The organism is Geodermatophilus normandii, from assembly GCF_003182485.1.
Classification (GTDB): domain Bacteria; phylum Actinomycetota; class Actinomycetes; order Mycobacteriales; family Geodermatophilaceae; genus Geodermatophilus; species Geodermatophilus normandii.
In genome coordinates, this window is the sequence record NZ_QGTX01000001.1 from 860,095 (window position 1) to 881,492 (window position 21,398).

Sequence of the window (21,398 nt, forward strand, 5' to 3'; positions counted from 1 at the left end):
GCAGGGACGACGTCCCGGCAGCACCGGGACGCCGTCCGTGTCACATCACCAGCTTGAGCAGGAACTCGACCTGGCCGCGGTCCTCGACCCGGACGAAGCCCAGGTTGGGCGCGGAGATGCCGAAGTCGCCGAAGACCACCGGGATGGCGCCGGAGACGTCGACGCCCTCGGCCGTGCGGACGACGGCGAGGTCGGTCTGCACCTGCCGCGTCTGGCCCCGCAGGGTGAGGTCGCCGGTGACCGGGACCGTGACCGGCGTGCCCGACAGCTCGGGGAGGTCGACCGGCCCGCGGATGGTGAACGTCGCCGTCGGGTGCGTGCCGACGTCCATGACGTTGCCCCGGAAGTAGCTGTCCCGCTGGCCGCTGTCGGTGCTGATGCTGGCGACGTCGACGGTGACCTCGCCGGTGCTCAGGTCCCCGCCGGCGATGACGACCGAGCCGCTGACCTGGCCGGTGGTCCCCGCCACGGTCACGTCCGCGCCGTTGAGCACCTCGTCGACGCGGTACCCGGCCGAGGACCCCGGCGCGACCGTCCACGTGCCGTCGGTGTCGTCGACCAGCGGGGCGTCGGAGGGCTGCGCCTGCACGGTCGGCGCCGCGGCCGCGTCCTCCTGCGTCGCGGCGTAGAGCAGCGGGCCGATGCCCAGACCGAGGGCGAGGACCGCGACGATCCCCCCGACGATCCACCAGAGACGACGACGCGGCCGGGCCATGGCGAGCTCCTCTCCTTGACGCTTCAAGGATGCTGACGCAGCAACCTGGCAGTCAGCTGTGAGACGCGCCACGGCTCCGTGACGTTCCGGAGACGAAAAGGGACCCCCCGCGCACCCGCCAGAGCCCGCTTATCCTTGCTGCCTTCCGGCCCTGGGGAGGTTCACAGGGTGACGCCACACGAGGGGTCTGGCACCACTGTAGAGGACGCCGGCCGCTAGCCTCCCCGTCCATGGCCTCCCGGCGCGCCCTCGTCCTGCCCCCGCCCCGCTCCTGACCCGGAGCACCGCGGGCCGACCCGCGGCCGGCACCCGCCCGGCCGCCGCTGCGCCGTGCTCCGGACCTGCGTCCTCCGTCCGGAAACCAGCGCCCAGGAGCATCGTGTCCACCCCCTCCTCCCCCGCGTCCAGCCGCGGGTTCCTCTTCGTCGTCCTCGCCTCGCTGTGCTGGGGCACCTCCGGCCTCTCCGGCCGCGTCATCGCCGACCGCAGCGACCTGTCCGCCCTCGACATCGCCTGGTACCGCCTGGCCATCGGCGCCGCGGCCCTCGCCGTCGCCTGGGTGGTGACCGCCCGGCGGCGGGGGCCCGCCGTCCGCGTGACCCGCCCGGTCGCCGTGCGGCTGGTCCTCGTGGGCGTCGGGCTGGCCGCCTACCAGCTCGCCTACTTCACCGCCGTCGAGCGGGCGGGCGTGAGCATCGCCACGCTGGTCGCCCTCGGCCTGGCGCCGCTGCTCATCGCCGTCGGCGCCACCCTGCTCGGCCCCGGCCGGCCGGACGCGGCGACCCTGGTCGCCCTCACCGTCGCGCTGGTCGGGCTCACCCTGCTCGTCGGCGTCTCCGCGGGCGCCGGCACCGGCACGGCGGTGCTGCTCGGCGCGCTCGTCGCCAGCGGGTCGGCCCTGGGCTACGCCGTCGTCACGCTGGCCGGCGGAGGCGTGCCGGCCGGGGTCCCGGTCACCCTGGCCGGGTTCGCCGGCGGCGCGCTGCTGCTCACCCCGGTGGTGCTGGCGGAGGGGACGTCGTTCCCCGCGGACGGCGGCGCGATCGCCGTGCTGCTCTACCTGGGCCTGGTGCCGAGCGCGCTGGCCTACGGCCTGTTCTTCACCGGCGTGCGGACGGTGCCGGGGGCGGTCGCCTCGATCGTCACGCTGCTCGAGCCGCTCACCGCGACCGCGCTGGCCACCGCGTTCCTCGGCGAGCGGCTGGCGCCCGCGGCCGTGGCCGGCGGCCTGCTGCTGCTCGCGGCCGTGGCCGGGCTGTACCTCCACCGGTCGCGGCGCTCCCCGGAGCCGGTGTCCGGGGCGTGAACGCGCGACGGGCCCCCGGCCGTCAGCCGGGGGCCCGTCGCGGTCCTGCGGAGGATGGGAGATTCGAACTCCCGAGGGGTTGCCCCCAACCCGCTTTCCAAGCGAGCGCCATAGGCCACTAGGCGAATCCTCCCGTGCCGACGATCGTACCGGGCACCGGGGCGCGGGTGGGCCGACGCCCCCGGGACCGCGTGCCGCCCCGGGTGGTCGGCACGGCCGGCACGGGGCAGGCTGGGTCGGTCGGGGAGCGCACGGGGGCACCGCGTCGGGGCACCGCTGCGGGGCACTGAGGAGGTAGGCGGATGAGCGAGCCGGTGCAGGTCCGACCGGAGGTCGTGGACGCCATCGCGGCCGTCCTGCGCGGAGCCGACCCGGCGGGGCTGCCGCCCTCGGCGACGGCGGAGGAGAAGGCGGCGGCCAAGGACCGCTACCTGTCGGAGTTCGCCGCCGAGCGGAGCAAGCGCGACCGGCAGACGCAGGCCTGGGAGCTGCTCCTGACCCGCAGCTACGACGAGCCGCCGACGTGGTCGCGGCTGTTCGACGACCTCGAGCCCGACGCGGTGCAGCAGCTCGGCGAGCTCTACGACGTCCTGCCCGAGGGCGCGCAGGAGGAGTACGCGCGCCGCTTCGGCGTCCCCAGCACGGTCTGAGCCTCCCCGTGCCGGGAGGTCCCGGATGGGGTAGGACACGCCGGTGACCTCGACCGTCCCGGGCCGCCTGGTGGCCGGCCGCTATCGCCTGCTGGAGCGCATCGGCGGCGGCGGCATGGGCGCGGTGTGGCTCGGGCGTGACGAACTCCTCGACCGGCGGGTGGCCGTCAAGCAGGTCCTGCTGGCGGCCGGCGCGGACCCCGAGACGACCGACCAGCAGCGCCTGCGGGCGCTGCGCGAGGGCCGGATCGCCGCGCGGCTGAGCCATCCGCACGCGATCTCGGTCTACGACGTCGCGCTGGAGCAGGGCGTGCCGTGGCTGGTGATGGAGTACCTGCCCTCCCGCAGCCTGGCCGCGGTGCTGGCCGAGGACGGGCCGCTGCGCACCGACCAGACGGCGCAGGTCGGTGCCCAGCTCGCCGACGCGCTGGCCGCGGTGCACGCGGCCGGCATCGTGCACCGGGACGTGAAGCCCGCCAACGTGCTCATCGGCCGCGGCGACCGCGTCGACGGCCTGGTCAAGATCACCGACTTCGGCATCTCGCACGCCAGCGGGGACGTCACGCTCACCCAGACCGGCCAGATCACCGGGACGCCGGCCTTCCTCGCCCCCGAGGTCGCGCAGGGCAGTGAGATGACGCCCGCCAGCGACGTCTTCTCCCTCGGCGCCACGCTCTACTCCTGCGTGGAGGGCGAGCCCCCGTTCGGCATGGACGACAACGCCCTGCGCCTGCTGCACCGGGTGGCCGGCGGCGAGATCCGGCCGCCCCGCCACGCCGGCTCGCTGGAGAAGCCGGTGCTGCGGATGCTCGCCCGCGACCCCGCCGAGCGGCCGGGGATGCCCGAGGTCCGCGACGTCCTCGTGAAGCTCGCCGCCGGCCGTGACGGCGACCCGACGACGGTGCTGCTGGCCCGCACCGACCTGCAGACCCCGCGCGGGCGGAACCGGACGACCCGCTTCGCCGCCGAGGCGCAGCGCACCGGCCCGCCGACCGCCGTCCAGCCCGTGGTCGCCCCGGCGGACGCTCCCCCGGACCCGCCGACCCTCACCGAGCCACCCGCACCCGCCGCCACCCCCGTCCCCGGACCCGCCTCGGCACCCGAGCCGTTCCCCGACCCGGAGCCCGAGCGGCCGGTGCCGCTCGTCGGTCCCCGGAGGCGCCGCCGCGGTCCGCTGCTGGTGGCCGCGCTGGTGCTCCTGGTCGTGCTGGCGGCCCTGGGCACGTGGCTGACCCTGCGCGACGGGGACGGCGGGAGCCCGTCGGCCGACCCGGCGGGGTCGGGGACGACCGGGGCGACCACGTCGGGGGGCGCGGACCCGACCACCGAGCCGGCGCCCTCGTCGGAGGGGAGCGGAGGGGAGGCGGCGGAGCAGCCCACCGGGGCGGCGCCGACGACGGAGGCCGAGGAGCGGTCGTCCGACCCCGCGCCCGACCCCGCACCCGACCCCGCACCCGACGCGGCCGCCGAGGTGCGGCAGACCCTCGAGCAGTACTACGAGTACCTGCCCGGCGACCCGCAGAGCGCCTACGCGATGACCGGGCCGAGCCTGCAGTCGCGGGCCAGCTACGGCTACTACCGCGACTACTTCGGCCGCTGGGACGAGGTGTCCCTGCTCGACGTGCGGGAGGTCGACGACCAGGGCGACCGCATCACCGCGACCAGCCAGGTGGAGTTCGTCCGCCCCGGGGAGCGCCTGGTGGAGACGCACGCGGTGACCTTCGTGCGCGACGAGGACGGCGGGCTGCTGGTCGACCTCGACGTCCTGGCCTGATCCCGGACACGACGACGGCGGCGCCCCGCAGTGGGACGCCGCCGTCGTGGACCGCTGGCGGGCTACCGACACAAGCCCTCGACCATGTCGTTTGTCGGTCGGCTCAGGCCCGTTCCCCGCCGCCCCAGTGATCATTCCCCGTCAGGGACTTCGCTCGGCCAGGGGCCGCAGGAGCGTGGGGCTGCGGCGTTGGCGTCCGCTCCCACTCCCGCTGCTTCTCCGGCATGCACCTAGAGCAAGGTTGATACCCGGCGGCGATGGCGGTGGCCTCATCGGCGAAGAAGACCCGGTGGTTGACGTAGTGGCCCTTAGCGATCCATCGGAGAGCGGACGGGCAGTCGAGGCGTCCGTAGATCTTCCCGGGCCGATAGCCGCCCAGCGTTCCGGGGACCGCGCTCATGTATGGACGACGATCGGCACCCAGCAGTTTGTACACGTCGGCATCATGAGGCCACGGTTGACTGACCTTCGACAACCGGTCTCCATACGGTGTGTCAAAGGGGCATGAGGCCTTTCCCGCAGTGACTGCGGGTGTATTGACTACGCCCGGGCGAGTCCGCGTCGCGACGACGGTTGCCGCCAGGCAACGGCGCACTTCGGGCACCACGCGCATGTCACTCCAGCGAGGGTGCGCCTTCGCCTTTCAGCGGTGTGCGGCGCAGGCTGCCGGCGCCCGTCGATGGTCGGCCAGCGTTGGCACCACAGCGCGAGTCGCTCGGCCTGAGCGTCACCGTCGGCGACTACGTTAACCACGCGACGGAAGGAGCGCGGCTGTGGAAGCGCCGTACACCAGCACCGGGCCCGGCCAGTCCGTGCGCCTCGTCTACCAGGTCATGGGTTCCAACGGGCCTATCCCGAACCCCCAGAAGATCCGCTACATCCCGGTGGGATCCGCTGATGCCGCGGGCCTGGGGCTGCCTAGCCCGATGGGCCCCCTGCCGTCGCTCCCGGACGCCTCCGCAGTGATGGGTGCGGTCCAACTCGCCAACCTCGGCGTCTCCGTGGTCAACCTCGCGATCTCCACGGCGGTCCTGTTCGAGGTCAAGAAGCAAACGCGCATGCTGCGCGAGATGCAGGTCGGACTGCAAGAGGTCCGGGCGGGCATTAGCGACCTCCTGACACGCACGGAGCGCATCGACGTCAACGTCGCAGAACTCAATCTCCGCGAGACCCTCAAGTACGCGCTCAAGTCTGCAGCCAAGGGCGATGAGGTTGATCTGGTCTTGCTCGCGCAGTTAGTCGCTAAGGCGCTCGACCGGTTCTTCGCGTCGATGAAGGGTTCCAATGAGCCCGGCATTAATCGGAGTTTCACGCTCGCCTCGGACGTGCGCGAGATGGCAGAGGCCGCCCTGCACATTCTTTGGGCCGCCCGCCTGACCGCCGTCCAGGCGCACAACCTCTCCTGCTCGGGTGACCCGCTCAAGGTGGTCGGCGACGACGGGCTGCGCCGCCACCTGGAACAAGCGACGGAGGCGACCACGCTTGTGGCGGCCATGGACACCACCATGGATGGCGCGAACGCCATGGCGGACAAGGTGGCCGACGGCCTGAAGAACACCTGGCTTTTCGTCGGCGACAGCGACATCAAGCGCAAGTTCATGCACCGTCAACTAGCCGGGCTTCAGAAGAAGAACCTGGACCGCCTGGCGCCCGTTCCGCCAGCCCGCCGCCTGCTCGCCGAACTGCAGGACCAGGAAGCGTGGAAGAGCGCCTGCGAGGAAGGCGGCGAGTCCATCAACGCCTTCCTGCGGGACTACCTGCTGGCCTGGAGCGCCCACACAGACGCAGGTCTGCTGTGGAGACTCCGGTACGAAACAGATCTGCAGGCCGACGAGACCTACTGGCAGACCCTGGACGGCTGGATGCAGCCGATGGTGAGCGACGCGGCAGAGCCGGTTCTGGGTGTCACTCGGCCGCACGAAGCAGCCGACGCCTGACGCGGGCGGCGTTGCGCTGTCACTGAACGGGGCCGTGACCAGCCCTGCGGGCGATCCGGAGCCCTATCCGGCGCTGCAGGTTCTGCCGCCGTCGACCGGCACGTTCGCCCAGCGGGTCGGCGGCCTGCCCACCGAGGCGCGGATCCTCGCGCACGGGTTCAACTTCCACCCCGACCGGTGAAAGCCCCGAATCGGCAACCCGGCTTGGACAAGGTTCTTCCACGCCCTACCGCCCGGAGCGCGCGACGGATACCGGCTGATCACCCGCCGGGATCTGTTGACTGGGCCCGACCGAACCCACGGCTGGAATAGCCCGGCGGAGTTGGTGCGCTTCTGGCCGGTGCTACGCCTGGGGCACCGGAGACCAACGATGGCTCGTGCCGCGCCGGGCGCTGATCTACACCCGGCCGGACCGGCTGCCGCATCCCCTCATCGAGGCCCGGCTCGCCGCCGCGGTGGACGCCATGCGCCGTGGCACGCCGGAGGACGGCTACCGGCTGCTGCTGCGCACCCGCGACAATCTCGGCGAGCAGAGTGGGGCGGTGAAGTACCTGGGGCCGTCGTTCTTCACCAAGGTGCTGCACAACGCCGACGCCGACCCGGCCACCGGCCGCCCGGGGCGGGCGCTCATCCTCGACCGGTTCGTGGTCATCGCCGTCAACCACCTAGAGGGCTGGGGCCAGCGGGAGACCGTGGCCTGGGCGCCGGAGACCTACACCCGGTGGCTCGCCTACGCCCGCGAACAGGCGGCGGTCCCGGACGGCCCGGGCAGTGCCCCGGTCCGGATCGACGCAGTCGAACGGGCCGTGTTCCGGCTCGGCCGCTTCCTGTACGAGCAGCGCCGCTCACCGCGACACCGCCGGCCTTCCTGATCCCAACCCTTAGGGGGTCCTCGCGACCGTGGCCGCCGCAGTCGCCGCCGCCAGTGCCATCGGCAAGGCGGCGCCCGCCGTAGCGGGCTCCGTCGCCTTCGTCGCGGCCATCGCCTCGGCCATCGTCACCTTCCTGAAGCCGCAGGACACCGAGCAGAAGTACCTCACGGCGGGACGCCGCCTTGGCGCGCTGCGGGTCAAGGTTGGACAGGCCCTCGCACTCGATCTGCACATCCTGTTTCACCGGATCAGCTCGGAGATGCAGACCCGGCTCGGCGTCCGCGACAACACCTGCCCAACTGATCCGCGCGAAGCGCTGCTGTTCGACCGTGCAGCCGAGGCGAGCGTGCGCCGGAGCTTGCATCCGATGCTCAACCAGGTCGACCCGTCCATCTATCCGAAGAACCGGCGCCGCCCGTGAACCGAACTGCACAACTTGGCTCGCACGCTCTCCGAGGAGGAGCAGCAGGGGATGCAGGCGCGACTGGACTGGGTGTGCAACCAGATGCTCCACATACTGCCTTCCAGGCGATGCCGCGCCGCATCCGCCGCCAGTACCGCGGTTCGGCCTGCATCGACGCCACCCCGCTCAAACGGCCCGCCACCGGCCTGGCGTCCGGCTCGCCGATCGCGTCCGCCGACCCTGATGGCGGCTGATACGTCCGCGATGGCGACCACCGTGACCCCAACTACTCCCCCGGCGGCACGCTGAGCGGCTTCACCCGCAAGCCCGCGAACAAGTCCTTGTGGCGCTGGACATCGGCCTGCTCGTCGCGGTGGACGACCGTCCAGGCGAGCGCCAGCACCTTCGCGCTCTGCCGCTGGCCATGACGACCGACCGTCCCGGCGTCGACCCCGCGGGTGCCGCCCACCGCCTGATGGCCTCCTTCGTCCAACGCGGTTAAATGCCCGGCTACCTGGCCGGGGACAACCTGTTCGTCCGCGGCCGAGGCGAACACCTTCCAGATCCCCGCCCGCGAGGTCGGCTCCGACCTCGTCCTTCCCTATCCCCGGCAGTACCTCGGCGACCAGGGCGGCCACACCTCCGGCATGCGCCTGATCGAGGGGCCTACCACTGTCCTGCCATTCCCGACGCACTCGTCGTGGCCACCAAGGACCTGCGCGAAGGCCGGCTCGACCTCAAGACGTACAAGGCCCGGATCCAGGAGCGCGTCGCCTATCGCATGCGGACCAAGCAGTTGCCCGTTGACGGTGTCGGAGAGCGCCTCACTTGCCCGGCCGCCGGACCCGCGCCGCTGGTCAAGTGCGCCAACAAGCCAGAGTCCGAGAAGCCCCGGCCCACCCGGCAGGCCGACGGGCATGTCACCGATGCCCGGCCGCGGATCCTGCCGCTCTCCGACATCAGCGTCGCGAACAAGCCGCGGGTCTGCGATCAGGAGTTGGTCGCGGTCAGCCCGGTCGACGGGGCGAAGTTCCGCCAGTCCCTGCCGTATGGCTCGGACCAGCACGCCGACCTGTTCAACACGCTGCATCAGTCCCAGGAAGGCTTGCACGGCTTCGCTAAGGACGAGGCGCACGAGGCCCTCGCCGCCACCGGCAAGCGCCGCGTCCGCGGCAAGGCCGCGCAGAGCGTGTTCGCCGCCTTCCTGCTCGCCGCCGCCAGCATCCGCAAGATCCGCACCTTCCTCGCCAACGCAATCGAGGACAGCGGCGGGGTCATCTACGTTCCCCGCAAGCAGCGGAAGGGCGACCACGCTCGCACCGGCCTACCACCGGGCGTCGGACCGCCCGAAACGGCCGCGGCCAAAATGATCAACCTCACAGCACACACCAGCCGGTCCCGACGGAGTGGCCCTTCGGCATGCCCGCAAACGGCCGGAGACGGCAGATTCAGCCTCCGATGACCCGCGGCAGCCGTCGATCAGCGCACGACAGCGGCTGACCCGCTCCGGACAGCAGCGAAGCCGCCCCCAGAGTCCCCGACCTGTCGGTTAGATGCTCCAGGGACGGCTTCGCCGTCACTTTCGTCGCTACTGCCGGAAACTTCCGTCGGTAGCCCTTGGCGGTGGCGGTGGGATTTGAACCCACGGAGGCTTGCACCTCACACGCTTTCGAGGCGTGCTCCTTCGGCCGCTCGGACACGCCACCGCCGAAGAGACTACAGGCCCCGCTTCCGGCGGAAGAACGCGCGTAGCAGCGTCGCGCTCTCCTCCGCCCGCACCCCGCCGGTGACCTGCGGGCGGTGGTTGAGCCGGCGGTCGCGGACGACGTCCCACAGCGACCCCGCGGCCCCGGCCTTCGGGTCGTCGGCGCCGAAGACGACTCGGTCGACCCGCGCCAGCACGCTCGCCCCGGCGCACATCGTGCAGGGCTCCAGCGTGACGACGAGCGTCGTCCCGGTCAGCCGCCAGCCGTCGCCGTGCACCCCGGCAGCCGCGCGCAGGGCCAGCACCTCGGCGTGCGCGGTGGGGTCACCGCGCCTCTCGCGCTCGTTGGCCGCCTCGGCCAGCACCGCGCCGTCGGGTCCGAGGACGACGGCGCCGATCGGGGTGTCGCCCCACTCCTGCGCGGCGGCGGCCAGCTCCAGCGCGCGGACCATCGCCGCGTCGACGACGTCGTCCGGCAGGGTCACGCGCGGGCGCCGGCCAGGGGGAAGCCGACCAGCGCGGACAGCTCGGCCAGCGCGTCGGCGGGGTCGGCCACCTTGATCGTGTGCATGCCCAGCGCCCGGGCCGGCTTGAGGTTGATGCCCAGGTCGTCGAGGTAGGCGCAGTCGGCGAAGTCGAGGTCCCGGCCGGTGGCCTCGTTGAGCCGCGCCAGCGCCCGCCGGTAGATCTCCGGCTCGGGCTTGCGGATCCCCTCCACCGAGGACTCCACGACGGCGTCGAACAGGTCGAGCAGCTCGGCCAGCCGCCCGGTGCGCTCCATCGGCGCGACGTTGTTCGACAGCATCCCCAGCGGCAGCCCCGCGGCCCGCAGGCTCCGCACCGCCTCCACCATCTGCGGGCGGATCTCCCCCGACAGCGCGGCCAGCACCCGGCGGGCGTCGACCCGGTGGCCGGCGGCCAGCGCCTCGGCCTCGAAGGTGTCGACGAACCCCTCCACGTCGAGCTCGTTGCGCTCGTAGCGCGCCCAGGCGTTGGTGTCGGGATCGGTGCTGTTGAGCCGCCGGATGAGGCCGTCGGGCAGCCCCGCCTCGGCCTCGTAGGCGGCGAAGGCCAGCATCGGGCTCTCGGTGATCACCCCGCCCAGGTCGAAGACGACGGCCGACACGGTGGCGCTCATGCGCCCACCGCCGCGGCCAGCTCGTCGGCGAACCCCAGCCGGGCGGCGATCCGCGCGACCATCTCGTCGGCCCACAGGTCGTCGGCGGTCACGATCGGCCGCAGGTCGTCCGCGGGCAGTCCGTCGTCGGCGAACACGTCCAGGTCCCCTCCCGGCCAGCCGGTCTCGTCGTCGTCGAAGGCGCCGTCCTCGTCGACGGCGATCCCGTACCGCTCGACCACCTCCGCGCCGAGCACCCACTCCTGCATGGTGGCGTCGGAGATCAGGGCCCGGACCATGCCACCGGGGCCGTGCCGCAGCACGACGAAGTACAGCCGCGAGTCGACGACGACCACGAACGGCGGCGGCCACCCCTCCGCGCCCGGCTCGCCCAGCGCCCGCTCGAGCACCGGCAGCTCGTCGGAGGCGTCGGCGGCCAGCAGCTGCACCCGCCAGCCGTCGCCGCGGCGGCTGACCCGGACCGCCCAGCTCGGCGGCGCCGCGGGACCGGGGGCGCTCACCGGACCCGCAGCACGGTCAGGCCGTCGGCCAGGGGCAGCAGCACCGTCTCGAACCGCGGGTCGGTGGCCAGCGCGGCGTTGAGCGCGACGAGCACGTGGTCCTCCTCCGAGACCGGCGCCAGCACCCGGCCGCTGCGCAGCGTGTTGTCCAGCAGGACCAGCCCGCCCGGCCGCATCCGCGGGTGCAGCTCCTCGACGTAGGCGGGGTAGCCGGCCTTGTCGGCGTCGACGAAGGCCAGGTCGAACACCGGCTCCGCCGGGACCGCGCGCAGCAGGTCCAGCGCCTCGCCCAGGCGGAGCTCGACCCGGTCGGCGACGCCGGCCCGCTCCCAGTACCGGCGGGCGACCGCCGTCCACTCCTCGCTGCGGTCGAGGCACAGCAGCCGGCCGCCGTCGGCCAGCCCGCGCGCGATGCACAGCGCCGAGAAGCCGGTGAACGTGCCGATCTCCACCGCCCGCCGGACGCCCAGCGCGCCGGTGAGCAGCTGCATGAGCACGCCCTGCTCGACCGCGACCTGGAAGGTGGCCGGGACCTCGCCCCGGGCGGCGAGCTGGGCGGTCTCGGCCACGAGCGCGGCGGCCACCTCGTCGAGCGGCTCGGAGCTGGCCCGCACGTAGTCGGAGACCTCCTGGCTGAGGAGGAAGGACCGCGGCGTCACGGGCTGTCCAGCGCGGGGGTCACGGCCGGCGGGGTCACGGCCTGCGAGGTCACGGCCGGCGAGGTCACGGCCTGCGAGGTCATAGCCTCCGATCATGGCCGATGCCGCACCCGCCGACGGAGCCGAGGTCGACCCCGCGCTGTTCGACCGCCTGGCGGCCGACCCGCTCGCCGAGCTGCTCGGCATCGCGCTGGAGCAGGTGCGGCCCGGTTACGCCCGTGCGGGCATGACCGTGGGCCCGCGCATGCTCAACGCCGTGGGGACCGCGCACGGCGGCGCGACGATGGCGCTGCTCGACGTCGTCCACGCCGCGGTGAGCAACAGCCACGGCACGGTGGCCGTCGCCCAGGACGTGCACACGGAGTTCCTCACCGCCGGCCGGCCCGGCGAGCGGCTGGTCGCCGAGGGCACCGAGCTGCACCGCGGCCGCCGCACCGCCGTCTACCGCATCGACGCCCGCGGCGAGGACGGCCGGCTGGTGGCCACCGCCCTGGCCCGCGTCTTCCGCACCGACCGGCCGTGGGGGCCGGCATGACCCCGCCCGCCCCGGCGATCCCGGTGCCCACCATGCCGAAGCCGCCGGTCGGGGTGGTGGGCCTGGGCCAGCTCGGCGGGTCGCTGGCCGCCGCGCTGCTCGCCGCCGGCCGGGAGGTGTCCGGGTGGGACGTCGACCCGGCCGCGCGCGAGGCGGCCGCGGCGCGCGGCGTGCGCGTCACCCGTGAGCTCGGCGGCGTCGTCGTCCTGGCCGTGCCGCTGCCGGTGATGGCCGGCGCGCTCGACGGTCTCGACGTCGACGCGGACGCGACCGTGACCGACCTCGGCTCGGTGAAGGCCCCCGTGCTGGCGTCCGTGGGTGCGCGGCTCGGCGACCGGTTCGTGGGCGGGCACCCGATGGCGGGGACCGAGCGGTCCGGCCACGGCGCCACCGACCCCGGCCTGTTCCGCGGCGCGCGGTGGGCGCTGTGCCTGGAGCCGGGCACCGACCTGCGGCGCTGGCTGCGGGCCGCGGAGGTGGCCCTCGACGCCGGTGCCGAGGTGGTGCCGGTGACCGCTGCGGAGCACGACGACGCCGTCGCCGCGGTCAGCCACGTGCCGCACCTGCTCGCCGCGGCGCTGGCCGCGGCGGCCGGTGAGGCGGGGCCGCTGGCCCTCGCGCTGGGGGCCGGCAGCTTCCGCGACGGCACGCGGGTGATCGGCAGCGACCCGGCGTTCGTCACCGCGATGGTCGAGGGCAACGCCGGGCCGACGGCCGCGGCGCTCGACCGCGTGCGCGCGCAGCTGGAGCGCCCCTGGCCCGACCTGGTCGCCGCCGGCCACGCCGTGCGGACCGCCGACCCCGGCCGGCGGGTGGTCCGGGTACCGCTGGACCGGGCGGCGCTGCTGGCGCTGGGCCGGACCGGCGGCGCGGTCACCCAGCGGCTGGCCGCCTTCGTCGAGGGCTGGGTGCCCGGCCGCTGACCGTTTCGCCTCCGCTGCGCCGGGCAGGGACCGCTCATGGACGACAGCGAGATCCGCAGCCGCATCGACGCGCTGGTCGAGGAGGAGCACCGGCTCCGCGACAGCGGGGAGCACACCGAGGAGCAGCGCGCCCGGCTCCGGCAGATCGAGGAGGACCGGGACCAGCTCTGGGACCTGCTCCGCCAGCGGGACGCCAAGCGGCAGTACGACGAGGACCCCGACAGCGCCGAGGTGCGCCCGAAGTCCGAGGTCGAGGGCTACCTGCAGTAGCCGGAGGACCCCGTGCCCCCACCGCTCGCAGGCCCGCGGCGGGCCCCGCGGGGGGCCACGGGAGCGGTCGCTCCGCGGCCCTCCTCCGGCGCTCAGGCGGAGTCGCGGACCGGCCGCCGGTGCCCGGCGTCGTGGTGACCGGTGCCCAGCAGGGCCAGCTGCCACAGCAGCCGGGCCCGGGGGTCGGTGAGCTTGCGGCCGGTCACGGACTCGATCCGCCGCAGCCGGTGCATCACCGTGTTGCGGTGGCAGTACAGGAGGTCGGCGGCGCGGGTGGGTGAGGCGTCGGCGTCGAGGAACGCCGACAGGGTCTCCAGCAGCACCTCGCGCTCGTCCGCGGGCAGCTCGAGCAGCCGGCCCAGGGTCTCGCCGACCAGCCGGGACAGGATCTCCGGCGAGTTGCTCAGCAGCGCCTCCGGCAGCCGGTCGTCGATGGTCACCACCCGCGCGACGCCGTCGGGCAGGGTGCGCGCCGCGGTCTCGGCCAGCCGGTAGGCGCCGGCCACGGCCGCGGCGCCCTCCACCACCGAGGACACCCCCACCGGACCGGAGGCCACCGCGCCCAGCCAGGCCAGCAGCTCCGGCAGCCGGCGGGTGCCCAGCCCGACCACGCCCACCGAGGCCTGCGAGCGGGTGCCCCACGCCGACCGGATGCCGCGCTTGAGCAGCGCGGCCGCCGGGTCCAGCGGCTCGTCCCCCTCGTCGCGCACCGGGGCGACGACGACGGCGAGCCGTCCCGCCAGGGGCACCGACAGCAGCTCGGCGGCGGTGCGGGCGAACGCGGGGTCGCCGCCGCGGCCGTCGAGCAACCCGTCGAGCAGCCGCTGCCGCTCGACGGCGTCGAGGCCCGAGCGGCGCCGCTCCTCGGCCCGGTAGCCCTCCGCGGCGGCGCTGCACCCGCGGTCGTTGGTGCGCCACAGGGAGCCGGCGACCTCCAGCAGCAGCCCGTCGTCGTGCCGGTCGCCCTGGCGGGAGAGCGCGACGAGCGCCTCCCAGGTGATCTGCCCGCCGAGCCGGTAGGCGCGCAGCACGGCCTCCAGCGGGATGCCCTGGGCGGCCCGGAGGCGGCCCACCGCGCGGGCGCCCTCGGCGTGGCTCTGGTGGTAGGCGGCGGGCACGTCGGACAGCAGCCCGCGGACGCCGACCTCGAGGTTGCGCCGCAGGGTGGCGCGCATCTGCGGGTCGCCTCCGGCCATGGCCTCGCGGTAGGCCGGCTCGGTCTCGACCAGGATCTCCACCATCCGGTCGGTCATCTCGTCGAGCCGGTCGAGCAGCGTCGGCACCAGTTCGGCCAGGCGCTCCTCGACCCCCCAGGGGGCAGTCCGCACGCGATCACCTCCGCTGTTCATCGCACAGAGCACAACACGTGGGTCCCATCACTGTGCGGTCAGCCCATTGTGACGGCCCTCACCGGCCAGCAGGCTCATACGGACGTAGCCGTGACCCAATCGACGCGCGAGTGCGCCCGGCGGGACCGTGGCGACCTCCCCGACGCAGAGGAGACGTGGGCACCTTGGCGCAGCCGCCGGACACCACAGGCAGCAGCACCCGGCACCAGGACCGATCGCCCACCGCCCGACTGGAGATGACGGGCATCAGCGTCACCTTCGGCGGCATCAAGGCCCTCACCGACGTGTCGCTGACCGTCGAGCCGGGCCAGGTGCACGGCCTCATCGGGCCCAACGGCGCCGGCAAGACGACGATGTTCAACGTGGCCTGCGGGCTGGTCCGCAACAGCGAGGGCACGATCACCTGGCGCGGCGAGGAGCTGCGGCGGCTGCGGCCGGCGCAGCTGGCCGGGCTCGGCATCGCCCGCACCCTGCAGGGGGTCGGGCTCTTCCCCGGCCTGACCGTGCTCGAGAACGTGATGGTCGGCGCGCACAAGCACGCGAAGGCGGGCTTCTTCTCCGCGCTGCTCGCCATCCCGACCGCCGACCGGGACGACGCCCGGCTGCGCGAGCGGGCCATGACGGCGCTGGCCGAGCTCGACGCCGACGACTACGCCGCCCGCTACCCCGGCAGCCTCCCCTACCCCGTGCAGAAGCGGGTCGCGCTGGCCCGCGCGCTGGTCTCCGAACCCGAGCTGCTGCTGCTCGACGAGCCGGCCTCCGGCCTCAGCGAGGACGAGATGCACGAGCTCGGCGAGCTCATCCAGCACCTGAGCGGCCGGATGAGCGTCCTGCTCGTCGAGCACCACATGGACCTGGTCATGCGCGTGTGCGACCAGATCACCGTCCTGGACTCCGGCAGGCAGATCGCCGCCGGCACACCGCAGCAGGTCCAGAACGACCCGGCGGTCACCGAGGCCTACCTCGGCGACGCCGTCGACGACACCACCGACGTCAGCGAGCTGGCGGGCACCGACGGGGGGACCCACCGTGGCTGAGGCGCACGGCAGCACCGCGGCGGGCGCCGCCGGCACCGGCCTGTCCAAGGGCGACCCGGGCCGGGGCGCCGCGACCGGGAGCAGCGTCATCGCCGGCGGCGGGACCGCCACCGCCGACGCCGTCCTGTCCGTCGAGGGGCTGTCGGCCGCCTACGGGCCGGTCAAGGCGCTCGACGGCGTGACGCTGCGCGCCGAGCAGGGCCGGATCACCGCGGTGCTCGGCGCCAACGGCGCCGGCAAGACGACGCTGCTGCGCACCATCAGCGGCCTGGTCCGCCCGACCGCCGGCCGGGTCGTCCTCAACGGCGAGGACGTCACCCGGTCCCCCGTGGAGGCGATGGTCACCAAGGGCATGTCGCACGTGCCGGAGGGCCGCGGCGTCATCGCCGAGCTGACCGTCGACGAGAACCTCCGGGTCGGCTCGCTGTTCCGCGGCAAGGTCGGGCAGGACGAGTTCGACCGGGTCTACGACCTCTTCCCGCGGATCAAGGAGCGCCGCACCTCCACGGCGCACACGCTCTCCGGCGGTGAGCGCCAGATGCTGGTCATCGGCCGCGCGCTGCTGGCCCGGCCGAAGCTGCTGCTGCTGGACGAGCCCTCGCTGGGCCTGGCCCCGCGGATCGTGGCGCAGATCTTCGCGCTGCTGCGCAAGCTCGTCGACACCGAGGGCCTGTCGGTGCTGCTGGTGGAGCAGAACGCCCGCAGCGCGCTGTCCGTCGCCGACACCGGGGTGGTCCTCAACCTCGGCCGCGTCGTGGTCACCGACGACGCCGCCCGGCTCGCCGGCGACGAGGACCTCCGCCACGCCTACCTGGGCTTCTAGCCCCTCCCCGCTCCTCCGCACCCCCAGGAAGGCAGCCCCCACGTGCAGCAGTTCGTCAACCTCACCCTCGGCGGGGTGATCACCGGCGCGGTCTACGCGGCCTTCGCCCTCGCCCTGGTGCTGATCTGGCGGTCCACCCGGATCGTCAACTTCGCGCAGGGCGCGATGGCCGCCCTGACGACGTTCATCGCCCTGTCGCTCATCGAGGGCGGCCAGTCCTACTGGGTCGGCCTGGCCGTCGCCCTGGTCGCCGGGCTGCTCATCGGTGCCGTCCTCGAGCGCGTGGTCATCCGGCCGGTCGAGGGCGGGCCCGAGCTCAACGCGGTCATCGTGACCCTCGGCCTGTTCATCGCCATCCAGGCGCTCATCTCGGTGCTGTTCGGGGTCAACCAGCGCGCGTTCGTCGCGCCGTTCTCCACGATCGGCTTCAAGGCCGGCGACTTCACGCTGGCGCTGAGCCCCAACACGGTGTTCACCCTCGGCGCGGTCCTGCTCGTGATGGTCGGGCTCATCGCCCTGTTCCGCTTCACCCGCGTCGGCCTGGCCATGCGCGCCTCGGCGTTCGGCCAGGAGGTCGCCCGGCTGCTCGGCGTCCGGGTCGGCCGGATGCTCACCCTCGGCTGGGCGCTGGCCGCCGTCGTGGGCTCGCTCGCGGGCATGCTGATCGCCGCCGAGGTCACCTTCGTGGCGCCCACGTTCATGGACGCGCTGATCGTCTTCGGCTTCGTCGCCGCGGTCCTCGGCGGCCTGGACTCCCCGATCGGCGCGGTCGTCGGCGGCCTGCTCCTCGGGCTGGCGCTCAGCTACGTGCGCGGCTACCTCGGGGACGAACTGGTCGGCCTCGCCGCGCTGGTGGTCCTCGTCGTGGTCCTGCTCGTGCGACCCGGCGGCCTGTTCTCGACGACCCAGACGCGGAGGGCATAGCACCGTGAGCGACCTGCAGACCCCCGCCTCCTCCCCGACCGCCGGGGCGGCCACCTCCGACGCGCCGTCCACGGCCACCGCCGCGAGCAACGCCAGCTCCGCACAGGCGGCCGGTGGCCGCACCTTCCTGCCACGGAACACGCTGCTGCGGCACCTGCTCGTGCTGGTCGTCTGCGCCGTCGCCGCGGTGATCCTGCTGGAGTCGACCGACCTCGGCTTCAACGCGCAGATCGGCTACGTCGCCTTCTACGCGATCGCCGCCGGCGGGCTGACCCTGCTGACCGGCCTCAACGGGCAGATCTCCCTCGGCCACGGCGCCCTCATGGCCGTCGGCGCGTACACGACGGCCCTGATGCTCGACGTCGACGAGCCGCTGCCGCTCATCGTGATCTTCCTGGCCGCGATCGTGCTGACCTCGCTCGTGGGGGCGGTCGTCGGCGTGGCCGCCGCGCGCCTGCACGGCCCCTACCTGGCCGGCGCCACGCTCGCCCTGGCGGTCGGCCTGCCGGGCCTGGCGCTGTACTTCCGGGACTTCCTCGGCGGCGAGCAGGGCCTCACGGTGTCCTCGCCCGAGCGCCCGGACTGGTTCGTCGAGGGCATCCGCACGCTGTCGGGCAACTCCGCCTCGGGCGTCAAGTGGATCGCCTACATCGCGGTCGCCTGCCTGCTGATCACCTACTTCCTGCTGGCCAACCTGATGCGCAGCCGGGTCGGGCGCACGTGGCGGGCGGTGCGCGACCAGGAGGTCGCCGCCGAGCTCGCCGGCATCAACCTCGGCACGTGGCGCGTGCTGGCCTTCCTGGTCAGCGCCGCCGCCGCGGGGCTCGCGGGAGCCGTGCTGGCGCTCGTCGTCCGCCTGACCGCCCCGACCGCCTTCACCATCGTCCTGTCCCTGTCCCTGCTGACCGCCATCGTCATCGGCGGTCTGGGCAGCCTCCTCGGGGCGCTCATCGGCTCGGCGCTGCTGGTGTTCCTGCCGCGCACGCTCCGGGACGCCGGGGAGTCGCTCAACATGGACGCCGCCCAGGCCGCCGAGATCTCCTACGTCGTCTACGGCGTGATCCTCGTGCTGGTCATGCTCTTCGCCCCGGCCGGTCTGGTCGGGTCGATCCGGCTGGCCTGGATGAAGCAGCGCGCCCGCCGGGCCGGCGCGCGCACCGGGGGGTGAGCAGCCGGGACCCCGTCGGCTGTCCCCCGATCCGGCCCTGCGGCCGGCTCAGCTCCACCCGCCCCAACCAGACCCCCCGGGCACAGACGCCCGGGTCCGCTCCAGAGGAGAACCGTTGACAAGATCCTCACGACGCCTCGTCAGCTTCGTGGCCGCGGCGACCGTCGCCACCACCCTGGCCGCCTGTGGCGGCGGCGACTCCGGTGGGGGTGGCGGTGGCGGCGACAGCGCGGAGAACGAGGCCTCCGACATCGGCATCACCGAGGACAGCATCAAGCTCGGCGCGCACTACCCGCTGACCGGCGTCGCGGCGCCCGGCTACAGCGAGATCCCGACCGGCGTCCAGGCGTACTTCGACTTCGTCAACGCCAACGGCGGGGTCAACGGGCGCCAGATCGAGTTCGTCTACCGGGACGACGCCTACAACCCGACCAACACCAGCCAGGTCGTCAACCAGCTCGTCCTCGAGGACGAGGTGTTCGCGATCATGTCGGGCCTCGGCACGCCGACCCACAACGCCGTCACCGACTTCCTCAACAGCGAGGGCGTGCCCGACCTGTTCGTGTCGTCGGGCTCGCGGCTGTGGGACGACCCGGAGGAGAAGCCGTACACCTTCGGCTGGCAGCCCGACTACGAGATCGAGGGCAAGATCATCGGCCAGTACGTGGCCGAGAACTTCCCCGACGCCAAGGTCGGCCTGTTCCTCCAGGGCGACGACTTCGGCGAGGACGGCTCGGCCGGCGCCCGTCAGTTCCTCGAGGACCAGATCGTCGCGGAGGAGACCTACGTCCCGGGCAACACCGACGTCCGTCCGCAGATCTCGGCCCTGCAGGCGGCCGGCGCGGACTTCGTCCTCGGCTTCAACGTCCCCAGCTACACGGCGCTGTCGCAGCTGACCGCGCTGCAGCTCGGCTACGACCCGCAGTGGTTCTACTCGAACGTCGGCTCGGACCCGGTGCTGGTCGGCTCGCTGCTGGCCCGCTTCTCCGAGGGCGCGATCAGTGACGCCAGCCTGCTCGACGGCGTGCTGACCACCGAGTACATCCCCGGCGTGGACAACCCGGACAACGAGTGGACCCAGCTGTGGCAGCGGGTGTGGGACGAGTCCGGCCAGGAGGGCGAGCTCAGCAACTACCGGGCCTACGGCATGTCGCAGGCCTACACGATGGTGCAGGCGCTGCAGGCCGCCGGCCAGAACCCGACGCGTGACGACCTGGTCGCCGCCGTCGAGCAGGCCGGTGGCGAGTGGGAGGGCCCGGGCTTCGCGCCCTTCCGCTACTCGGAGGACTCGCACGCCGGCTACAGCGGCATGCTCGTCAGCCGGCTGCTGGGCCAGGGCTCGGAGGAGCTGACGCCGGTGCTCGTCACCGACAACGGCGACGCCGAGATCACCGAGGCCGAGAACGAGCCGGCCAGCCCGCCGGAGAGCGGCATCCCGGACGAGGAGCCGATCAACTGAGGAAAGGTCCCCCTCGCAGGGCGAGGGGGACCGGCTCCGACGAGCCACACCGCACGACGAGCGGGCCGTCGGTTCCCTGCGGGGAGCCGGCGGCCCGTTCGCCGTCCCGGGTGGTCCCCGGACGACACTCAGCTACCGAAGTGTCGGGTGTTGATCTCCGGGTAGGGCCGGTCCAGGTCCTGCGCTCGGTGCGGGAACGGCGAGACGACGGGAGCAGGGCATGGTGCACGCGGCACGGACGATCCGGCGGGCGGTGGTGACCGGCGGGGCCGGCTTCCTCGGGTCCCACCTGTGCGAGCACCTGCTCGACCGCGGCGTCGAGGTGGTGTGCCTCGACAACTTCCTGACCGGGACGCCCGAGAACGTCGTCCACCTCCTGGAGCACCCCGGCTTCCGCCTGGTGCGCTGCGACGTCACCGACTTCGTGCACGTGCCCGGCCCGGTGGACCTCGTGCTGCACTTCGCCTCGCCGGCCAGCCCGCTGGACTACCTGCGGATGCCGATCGAGACGCTCAAGGTCGGCAGCCTCGGCACCCTGCACACCCTCGGCCTCGCGCACGAGAAGGGCGCCCGCTACGTCCTGGCCTCCACCTCGGAGGTCTACGGCGACCCGCTGGTGCACCCGCAGCCCGAGGAGTACTGGGGCAACGTCAACCCGGTCGGCCCGCGCGGCGTGTACGACGAGGCCAAGCGCTTCAGCGAGGCGATGACCACCGCCTACCGGACGTCGAAGGGCACCGACACCGCCATCGTGCGGATCTTCAACACCTACGGCCCCCGCATGCGCCCCGACGACGGCCGCGCCATCCCCGCGTTCGTGGGCCAGGCGCTGTCCGGGCGGCCGCTGACCGTCGCCGGCGACGGCTCGCAGACCCGCTCGATCTGCTACGTCGACGACACCGTCCGCGGCATCCTCGCCCTCGCGTGGTCCGACCAGCCGGGGCCGGTGAACATCGGCAACCCCGACGAGCTGTCGATGCTGCGGCTGGCCCGGTGGATCGTCGAGCTGACCGGGTCGTCGTCGGAGGTCTCCTTCATCGACCTGCCCGTCGACGACCCGAAGGTCCGCCGCCCCGACACCCGGCGGGCCGAGGAACTGCTCGGCTGGCGGCCCACGGTCCCCTCCGAGGAGGGGCTGCGCCGCACGGTGGCCTGGTTCGCCGAGCAGCGGGAGGCAGCCGCGCTGCGCGTCGGATGAGCCGGCCGGGGTGTCCTCGGCCACTGTCTGGCCGCCGCCCTGCTCCGTGTCCT

26 protein-coding genes, 2 tRNA genes and 1 other RNA gene are annotated in these 21,398 nt (G+C 73.5%); 18 read left to right on the forward strand and 11 right to left on the reverse strand.

The genetic code is table 11. The features are described from left to right. Positions 1–40: 40 nt before the first annotated feature. Both JD79_RS04335 and ffs read right to left on the reverse strand, forming a co-directional pair. Positions 41–715 (reverse strand): YceI family protein, encoded by a 675-nt coding sequence (locus JD79_RS04335; protein ID WP_110004526.1) that lies wholly within the window; start codon positions 713–715, stop codon positions 41–43. A gap of 95 nt (positions 716–810) precedes the next feature. Further along, an RNA gene (gene ffs, locus JD79_RS04340) (signal recognition particle sRNA small type) lies at positions 811–906 on the reverse strand. A 188-nt stretch (positions 907–1,094) separates the two neighbouring features. Here ffs and JD79_RS04345 point away from each other — a divergent pair. After that, entirely contained in the window at positions 1,095–2,021 is a 927-nt protein-coding gene (locus tag JD79_RS04345) for a DMT family transporter (RefSeq protein WP_110004527.1), read from the forward strand. 48 nt (positions 2,022–2,069) lie between these two features. Here the strand turns inward: JD79_RS04345 and JD79_RS04350 are convergent. Then, a tRNA-Ser gene (locus JD79_RS04350) sits at positions 2,070–2,154 on the reverse strand. Between the two features lie 169 nt (positions 2,155–2,323). On the opposite strand from JD79_RS04350, the gene JD79_RS04355 reads away from it, so the two are divergent. Beyond that, complete coding sequence (locus JD79_RS04355) at positions 2,324–2,671, forward strand: hypothetical protein (RefSeq protein ID WP_110004528.1); 348 nt, start codon at positions 2,324–2,326, stop codon at positions 2,669–2,671. A 43-nt stretch (positions 2,672–2,714) separates the two neighbouring features. Then, the gene (locus JD79_RS22945) at positions 2,715–4,445 is read left to right on the forward strand and encodes a serine/threonine-protein kinase (RefSeq protein ID WP_211307862.1); all 1,731 of its coding nucleotides are present in this window, start codon (positions 2,715–2,717) and stop codon (positions 4,443–4,445) included. 103 nt (positions 4,446–4,548) lie between these two features. Here JD79_RS22945 and JD79_RS24395 read toward each other — a convergent pair whose 3' ends face one another. Continuing rightward, the gene (locus JD79_RS24395) at positions 4,549–5,058 is read right to left on the reverse strand and encodes an Ada metal-binding domain-containing protein (protein ID WP_342767647.1); all 510 of its coding nucleotides are present in this window, start codon (positions 5,056–5,058) and stop codon (positions 4,549–4,551) included. A 160-nt stretch (positions 5,059–5,218) separates the two neighbouring features. On the opposite strand from JD79_RS24395, the gene JD79_RS04370 reads away from it, so the two are divergent. From JD79_RS04370 to JD79_RS24155, 5 genes are all read left to right on the forward strand, one after another. Beyond that, complete coding sequence (locus JD79_RS04370) at positions 5,219–6,382, forward strand: hypothetical protein (protein ID WP_110004530.1); 1,164 nt, start codon at positions 5,219–5,221, stop codon at positions 6,380–6,382. 34 nt (positions 6,383–6,416) lie between these two features. Beyond that, positions 6,417–6,563: a hypothetical protein gene (locus tag JD79_RS22420; RefSeq protein WP_170149103.1), complete on the forward strand. Its 147-nt coding sequence runs from the start codon at positions 6,417–6,419 to the stop codon at positions 6,561–6,563. 127 nt (positions 6,564–6,690) lie between these two features. Then, a complete protein-coding gene (locus tag JD79_RS04375; protein ID WP_342767673.1) occupies positions 6,691–7,254 on the forward strand; it encodes an 8-oxoguanine DNA glycosylase OGG fold protein in 564 nt (187 codons plus the stop codon). Between the two features lie 28 nt (positions 7,255–7,282). After that, positions 7,283–7,675 carry a hypothetical protein gene (locus tag JD79_RS04380; protein WP_110004532.1) on the forward strand — a complete coding sequence of 131 codons (393 nt, stop codon included), beginning with the start codon at positions 7,283–7,285 and terminating at the stop codon, positions 7,673–7,675. 110 nt (positions 7,676–7,785) lie between these two features. Beyond that, positions 7,786–7,911 (forward strand): hypothetical protein, encoded by a 126-nt coding sequence (locus JD79_RS24155; RefSeq protein WP_281270269.1) that lies wholly within the window; start codon positions 7,786–7,788, stop codon positions 7,909–7,911. 32 nt (positions 7,912–7,943) lie between these two features. Here the strand turns inward: JD79_RS24155 and JD79_RS04385 are convergent, their stop codons facing one another. Then, positions 7,944–8,213, reverse strand: a complete 270-nt coding sequence (locus JD79_RS04385; protein ID WP_110004533.1) for a hypothetical protein — start codon at positions 8,211–8,213, stop codon at positions 7,944–7,946. Positions 8,214–8,357: 144 nt separating this feature from the next. On the opposite strand from JD79_RS04385, the gene JD79_RS04390 reads away from it, so the two are divergent. Next, a complete protein-coding gene (locus tag JD79_RS04390) occupies positions 8,358–9,119 on the forward strand; it encodes a hypothetical protein (protein ID WP_110004534.1) in 762 nt (253 codons plus the stop codon). Positions 9,120–9,275: 156 nt separating this feature from the next. Here JD79_RS04390 and JD79_RS04395 read toward each other — a convergent pair. The 5 genes from JD79_RS04395 to JD79_RS04415 form a co-directional block, all read right to left on the reverse strand. Further along, positions 9,276–9,363 (reverse strand) — tRNA-Ser (locus tag JD79_RS04395). Between the two features lie 10 nt (positions 9,364–9,373). Continuing rightward, on the reverse strand, positions 9,374–9,847 hold the full coding sequence (gene tadA / locus JD79_RS04400) for a tRNA adenosine(34) deaminase TadA (protein WP_245899675.1): 474 nt from the start codon (positions 9,845–9,847) through the stop codon (positions 9,374–9,376). Beyond that, a complete protein-coding gene (locus tag JD79_RS04405; RefSeq protein ID WP_110004535.1) occupies positions 9,844–10,500 on the reverse strand; it encodes an HAD-IA family hydrolase in 657 nt (218 codons plus the stop codon). The genes tadA and JD79_RS04405 overlap by 4 nt, the downstream gene beginning before the upstream one ends. Then, positions 10,497–11,000: a tRNA adenosine deaminase-associated protein gene (locus JD79_RS04410; RefSeq protein ID WP_110004536.1), complete on the reverse strand. Its 504-nt coding sequence runs from the start codon at positions 10,998–11,000 to the stop codon at positions 10,497–10,499. Before JD79_RS04410 ends, JD79_RS04405 begins: the two co-directional genes overlap by 4 nt. Then, a complete protein-coding gene (locus JD79_RS04415) occupies positions 10,997–11,659 on the reverse strand; it encodes an O-methyltransferase (RefSeq protein ID WP_110004537.1) in 663 nt (220 codons plus the stop codon). The genes JD79_RS04410 and JD79_RS04415 overlap by 4 nt, the downstream gene beginning before the upstream one ends. A 94-nt stretch (positions 11,660–11,753) precedes the next feature. Between JD79_RS04415 and JD79_RS04420 the strand changes: the two genes are divergently transcribed. Genes JD79_RS04420 through JD79_RS04430 form a run of 3 tightly spaced genes read left to right on the forward strand, consistent with a single transcriptional unit; the run spans position 11,754 to position 13,387 of the window. Next, the gene (locus tag JD79_RS04420; RefSeq protein ID WP_110004538.1) at positions 11,754–12,194 is read left to right on the forward strand and encodes a PaaI family thioesterase; all 441 of its coding nucleotides are present in this window, start codon (positions 11,754–11,756) and stop codon (positions 12,192–12,194) included. Beyond that, positions 12,191–13,117: a prephenate dehydrogenase/arogenate dehydrogenase family protein gene (locus JD79_RS04425; RefSeq protein ID WP_110007423.1), complete on the forward strand. Its 927-nt coding sequence runs from the start codon at positions 12,191–12,193 to the stop codon at positions 13,115–13,117. The genes JD79_RS04420 and JD79_RS04425 overlap by 4 nt, the downstream gene beginning before the upstream one ends. Before the next feature lie 36 nt (positions 13,118–13,153). Beyond that, entirely contained in the window at positions 13,154–13,387 is a 234-nt protein-coding gene (locus tag JD79_RS04430) for a DUF2630 family protein (RefSeq protein WP_110004539.1), read from the forward strand. Between the two features lie 92 nt (positions 13,388–13,479). Here JD79_RS04430 and JD79_RS04435 read toward each other — a convergent pair whose 3' ends face one another. Further along, positions 13,480–14,715, reverse strand: a complete 1,236-nt coding sequence (locus tag JD79_RS04435; RefSeq protein ID WP_245899677.1) for a PucR family transcriptional regulator — start codon at positions 14,713–14,715, stop codon at positions 13,480–13,482. Positions 14,716–14,972: 257 nt separating this feature from the next. Between JD79_RS04435 and JD79_RS04440 the strand changes: the two genes are divergently transcribed. The 6 genes from JD79_RS04440 to JD79_RS04465 all read left to right on the forward strand — a co-directional run bounded on the left by JD79_RS04440 (position 14,973) and on the right by JD79_RS04465 (position 21,345). Continuing rightward, positions 14,973–15,773, forward strand: coding sequence for an ABC transporter ATP-binding protein (locus JD79_RS04440; RefSeq protein WP_110007424.1), 801 nt, complete (start codon positions 14,973–14,975; stop codon positions 15,771–15,773). Further along, a complete protein-coding gene (locus tag JD79_RS04445) occupies positions 15,766–16,596 on the forward strand; it encodes an ABC transporter ATP-binding protein (protein WP_245899679.1) in 831 nt (276 codons plus the stop codon). The genes JD79_RS04440 and JD79_RS04445 overlap by 8 nt, the downstream gene beginning before the upstream one ends. A 42-nt stretch (positions 16,597–16,638) precedes the next feature. Further along, positions 16,639–17,520, forward strand: a complete 882-nt coding sequence (locus JD79_RS04450) for a branched-chain amino acid ABC transporter permease (RefSeq protein WP_110004541.1) — start codon at positions 16,639–16,641, stop codon at positions 17,518–17,520. A 4-nt stretch (positions 17,521–17,524) separates the two neighbouring features. Next, positions 17,525–18,688, forward strand: coding sequence for a branched-chain amino acid ABC transporter permease (locus JD79_RS04455; protein WP_110004542.1), 1,164 nt, complete (start codon positions 17,525–17,527; stop codon positions 18,686–18,688). A gap of 115 nt (positions 18,689–18,803) precedes the next feature. Further along, positions 18,804–20,147: an ABC transporter substrate-binding protein gene (locus tag JD79_RS04460; protein WP_245899681.1), complete on the forward strand. Its 1,344-nt coding sequence runs from the start codon at positions 18,804–18,806 to the stop codon at positions 20,145–20,147. 220 nt (positions 20,148–20,367) lie between these two features. Next, positions 20,368–21,345: a UDP-glucuronic acid decarboxylase family protein gene (locus JD79_RS04465; RefSeq protein ID WP_110004544.1), complete on the forward strand. Its 978-nt coding sequence runs from the start codon at positions 20,368–20,370 to the stop codon at positions 21,343–21,345. The last annotated feature ends 53 nt before the right edge of the window (positions 21,346–21,398 follow it).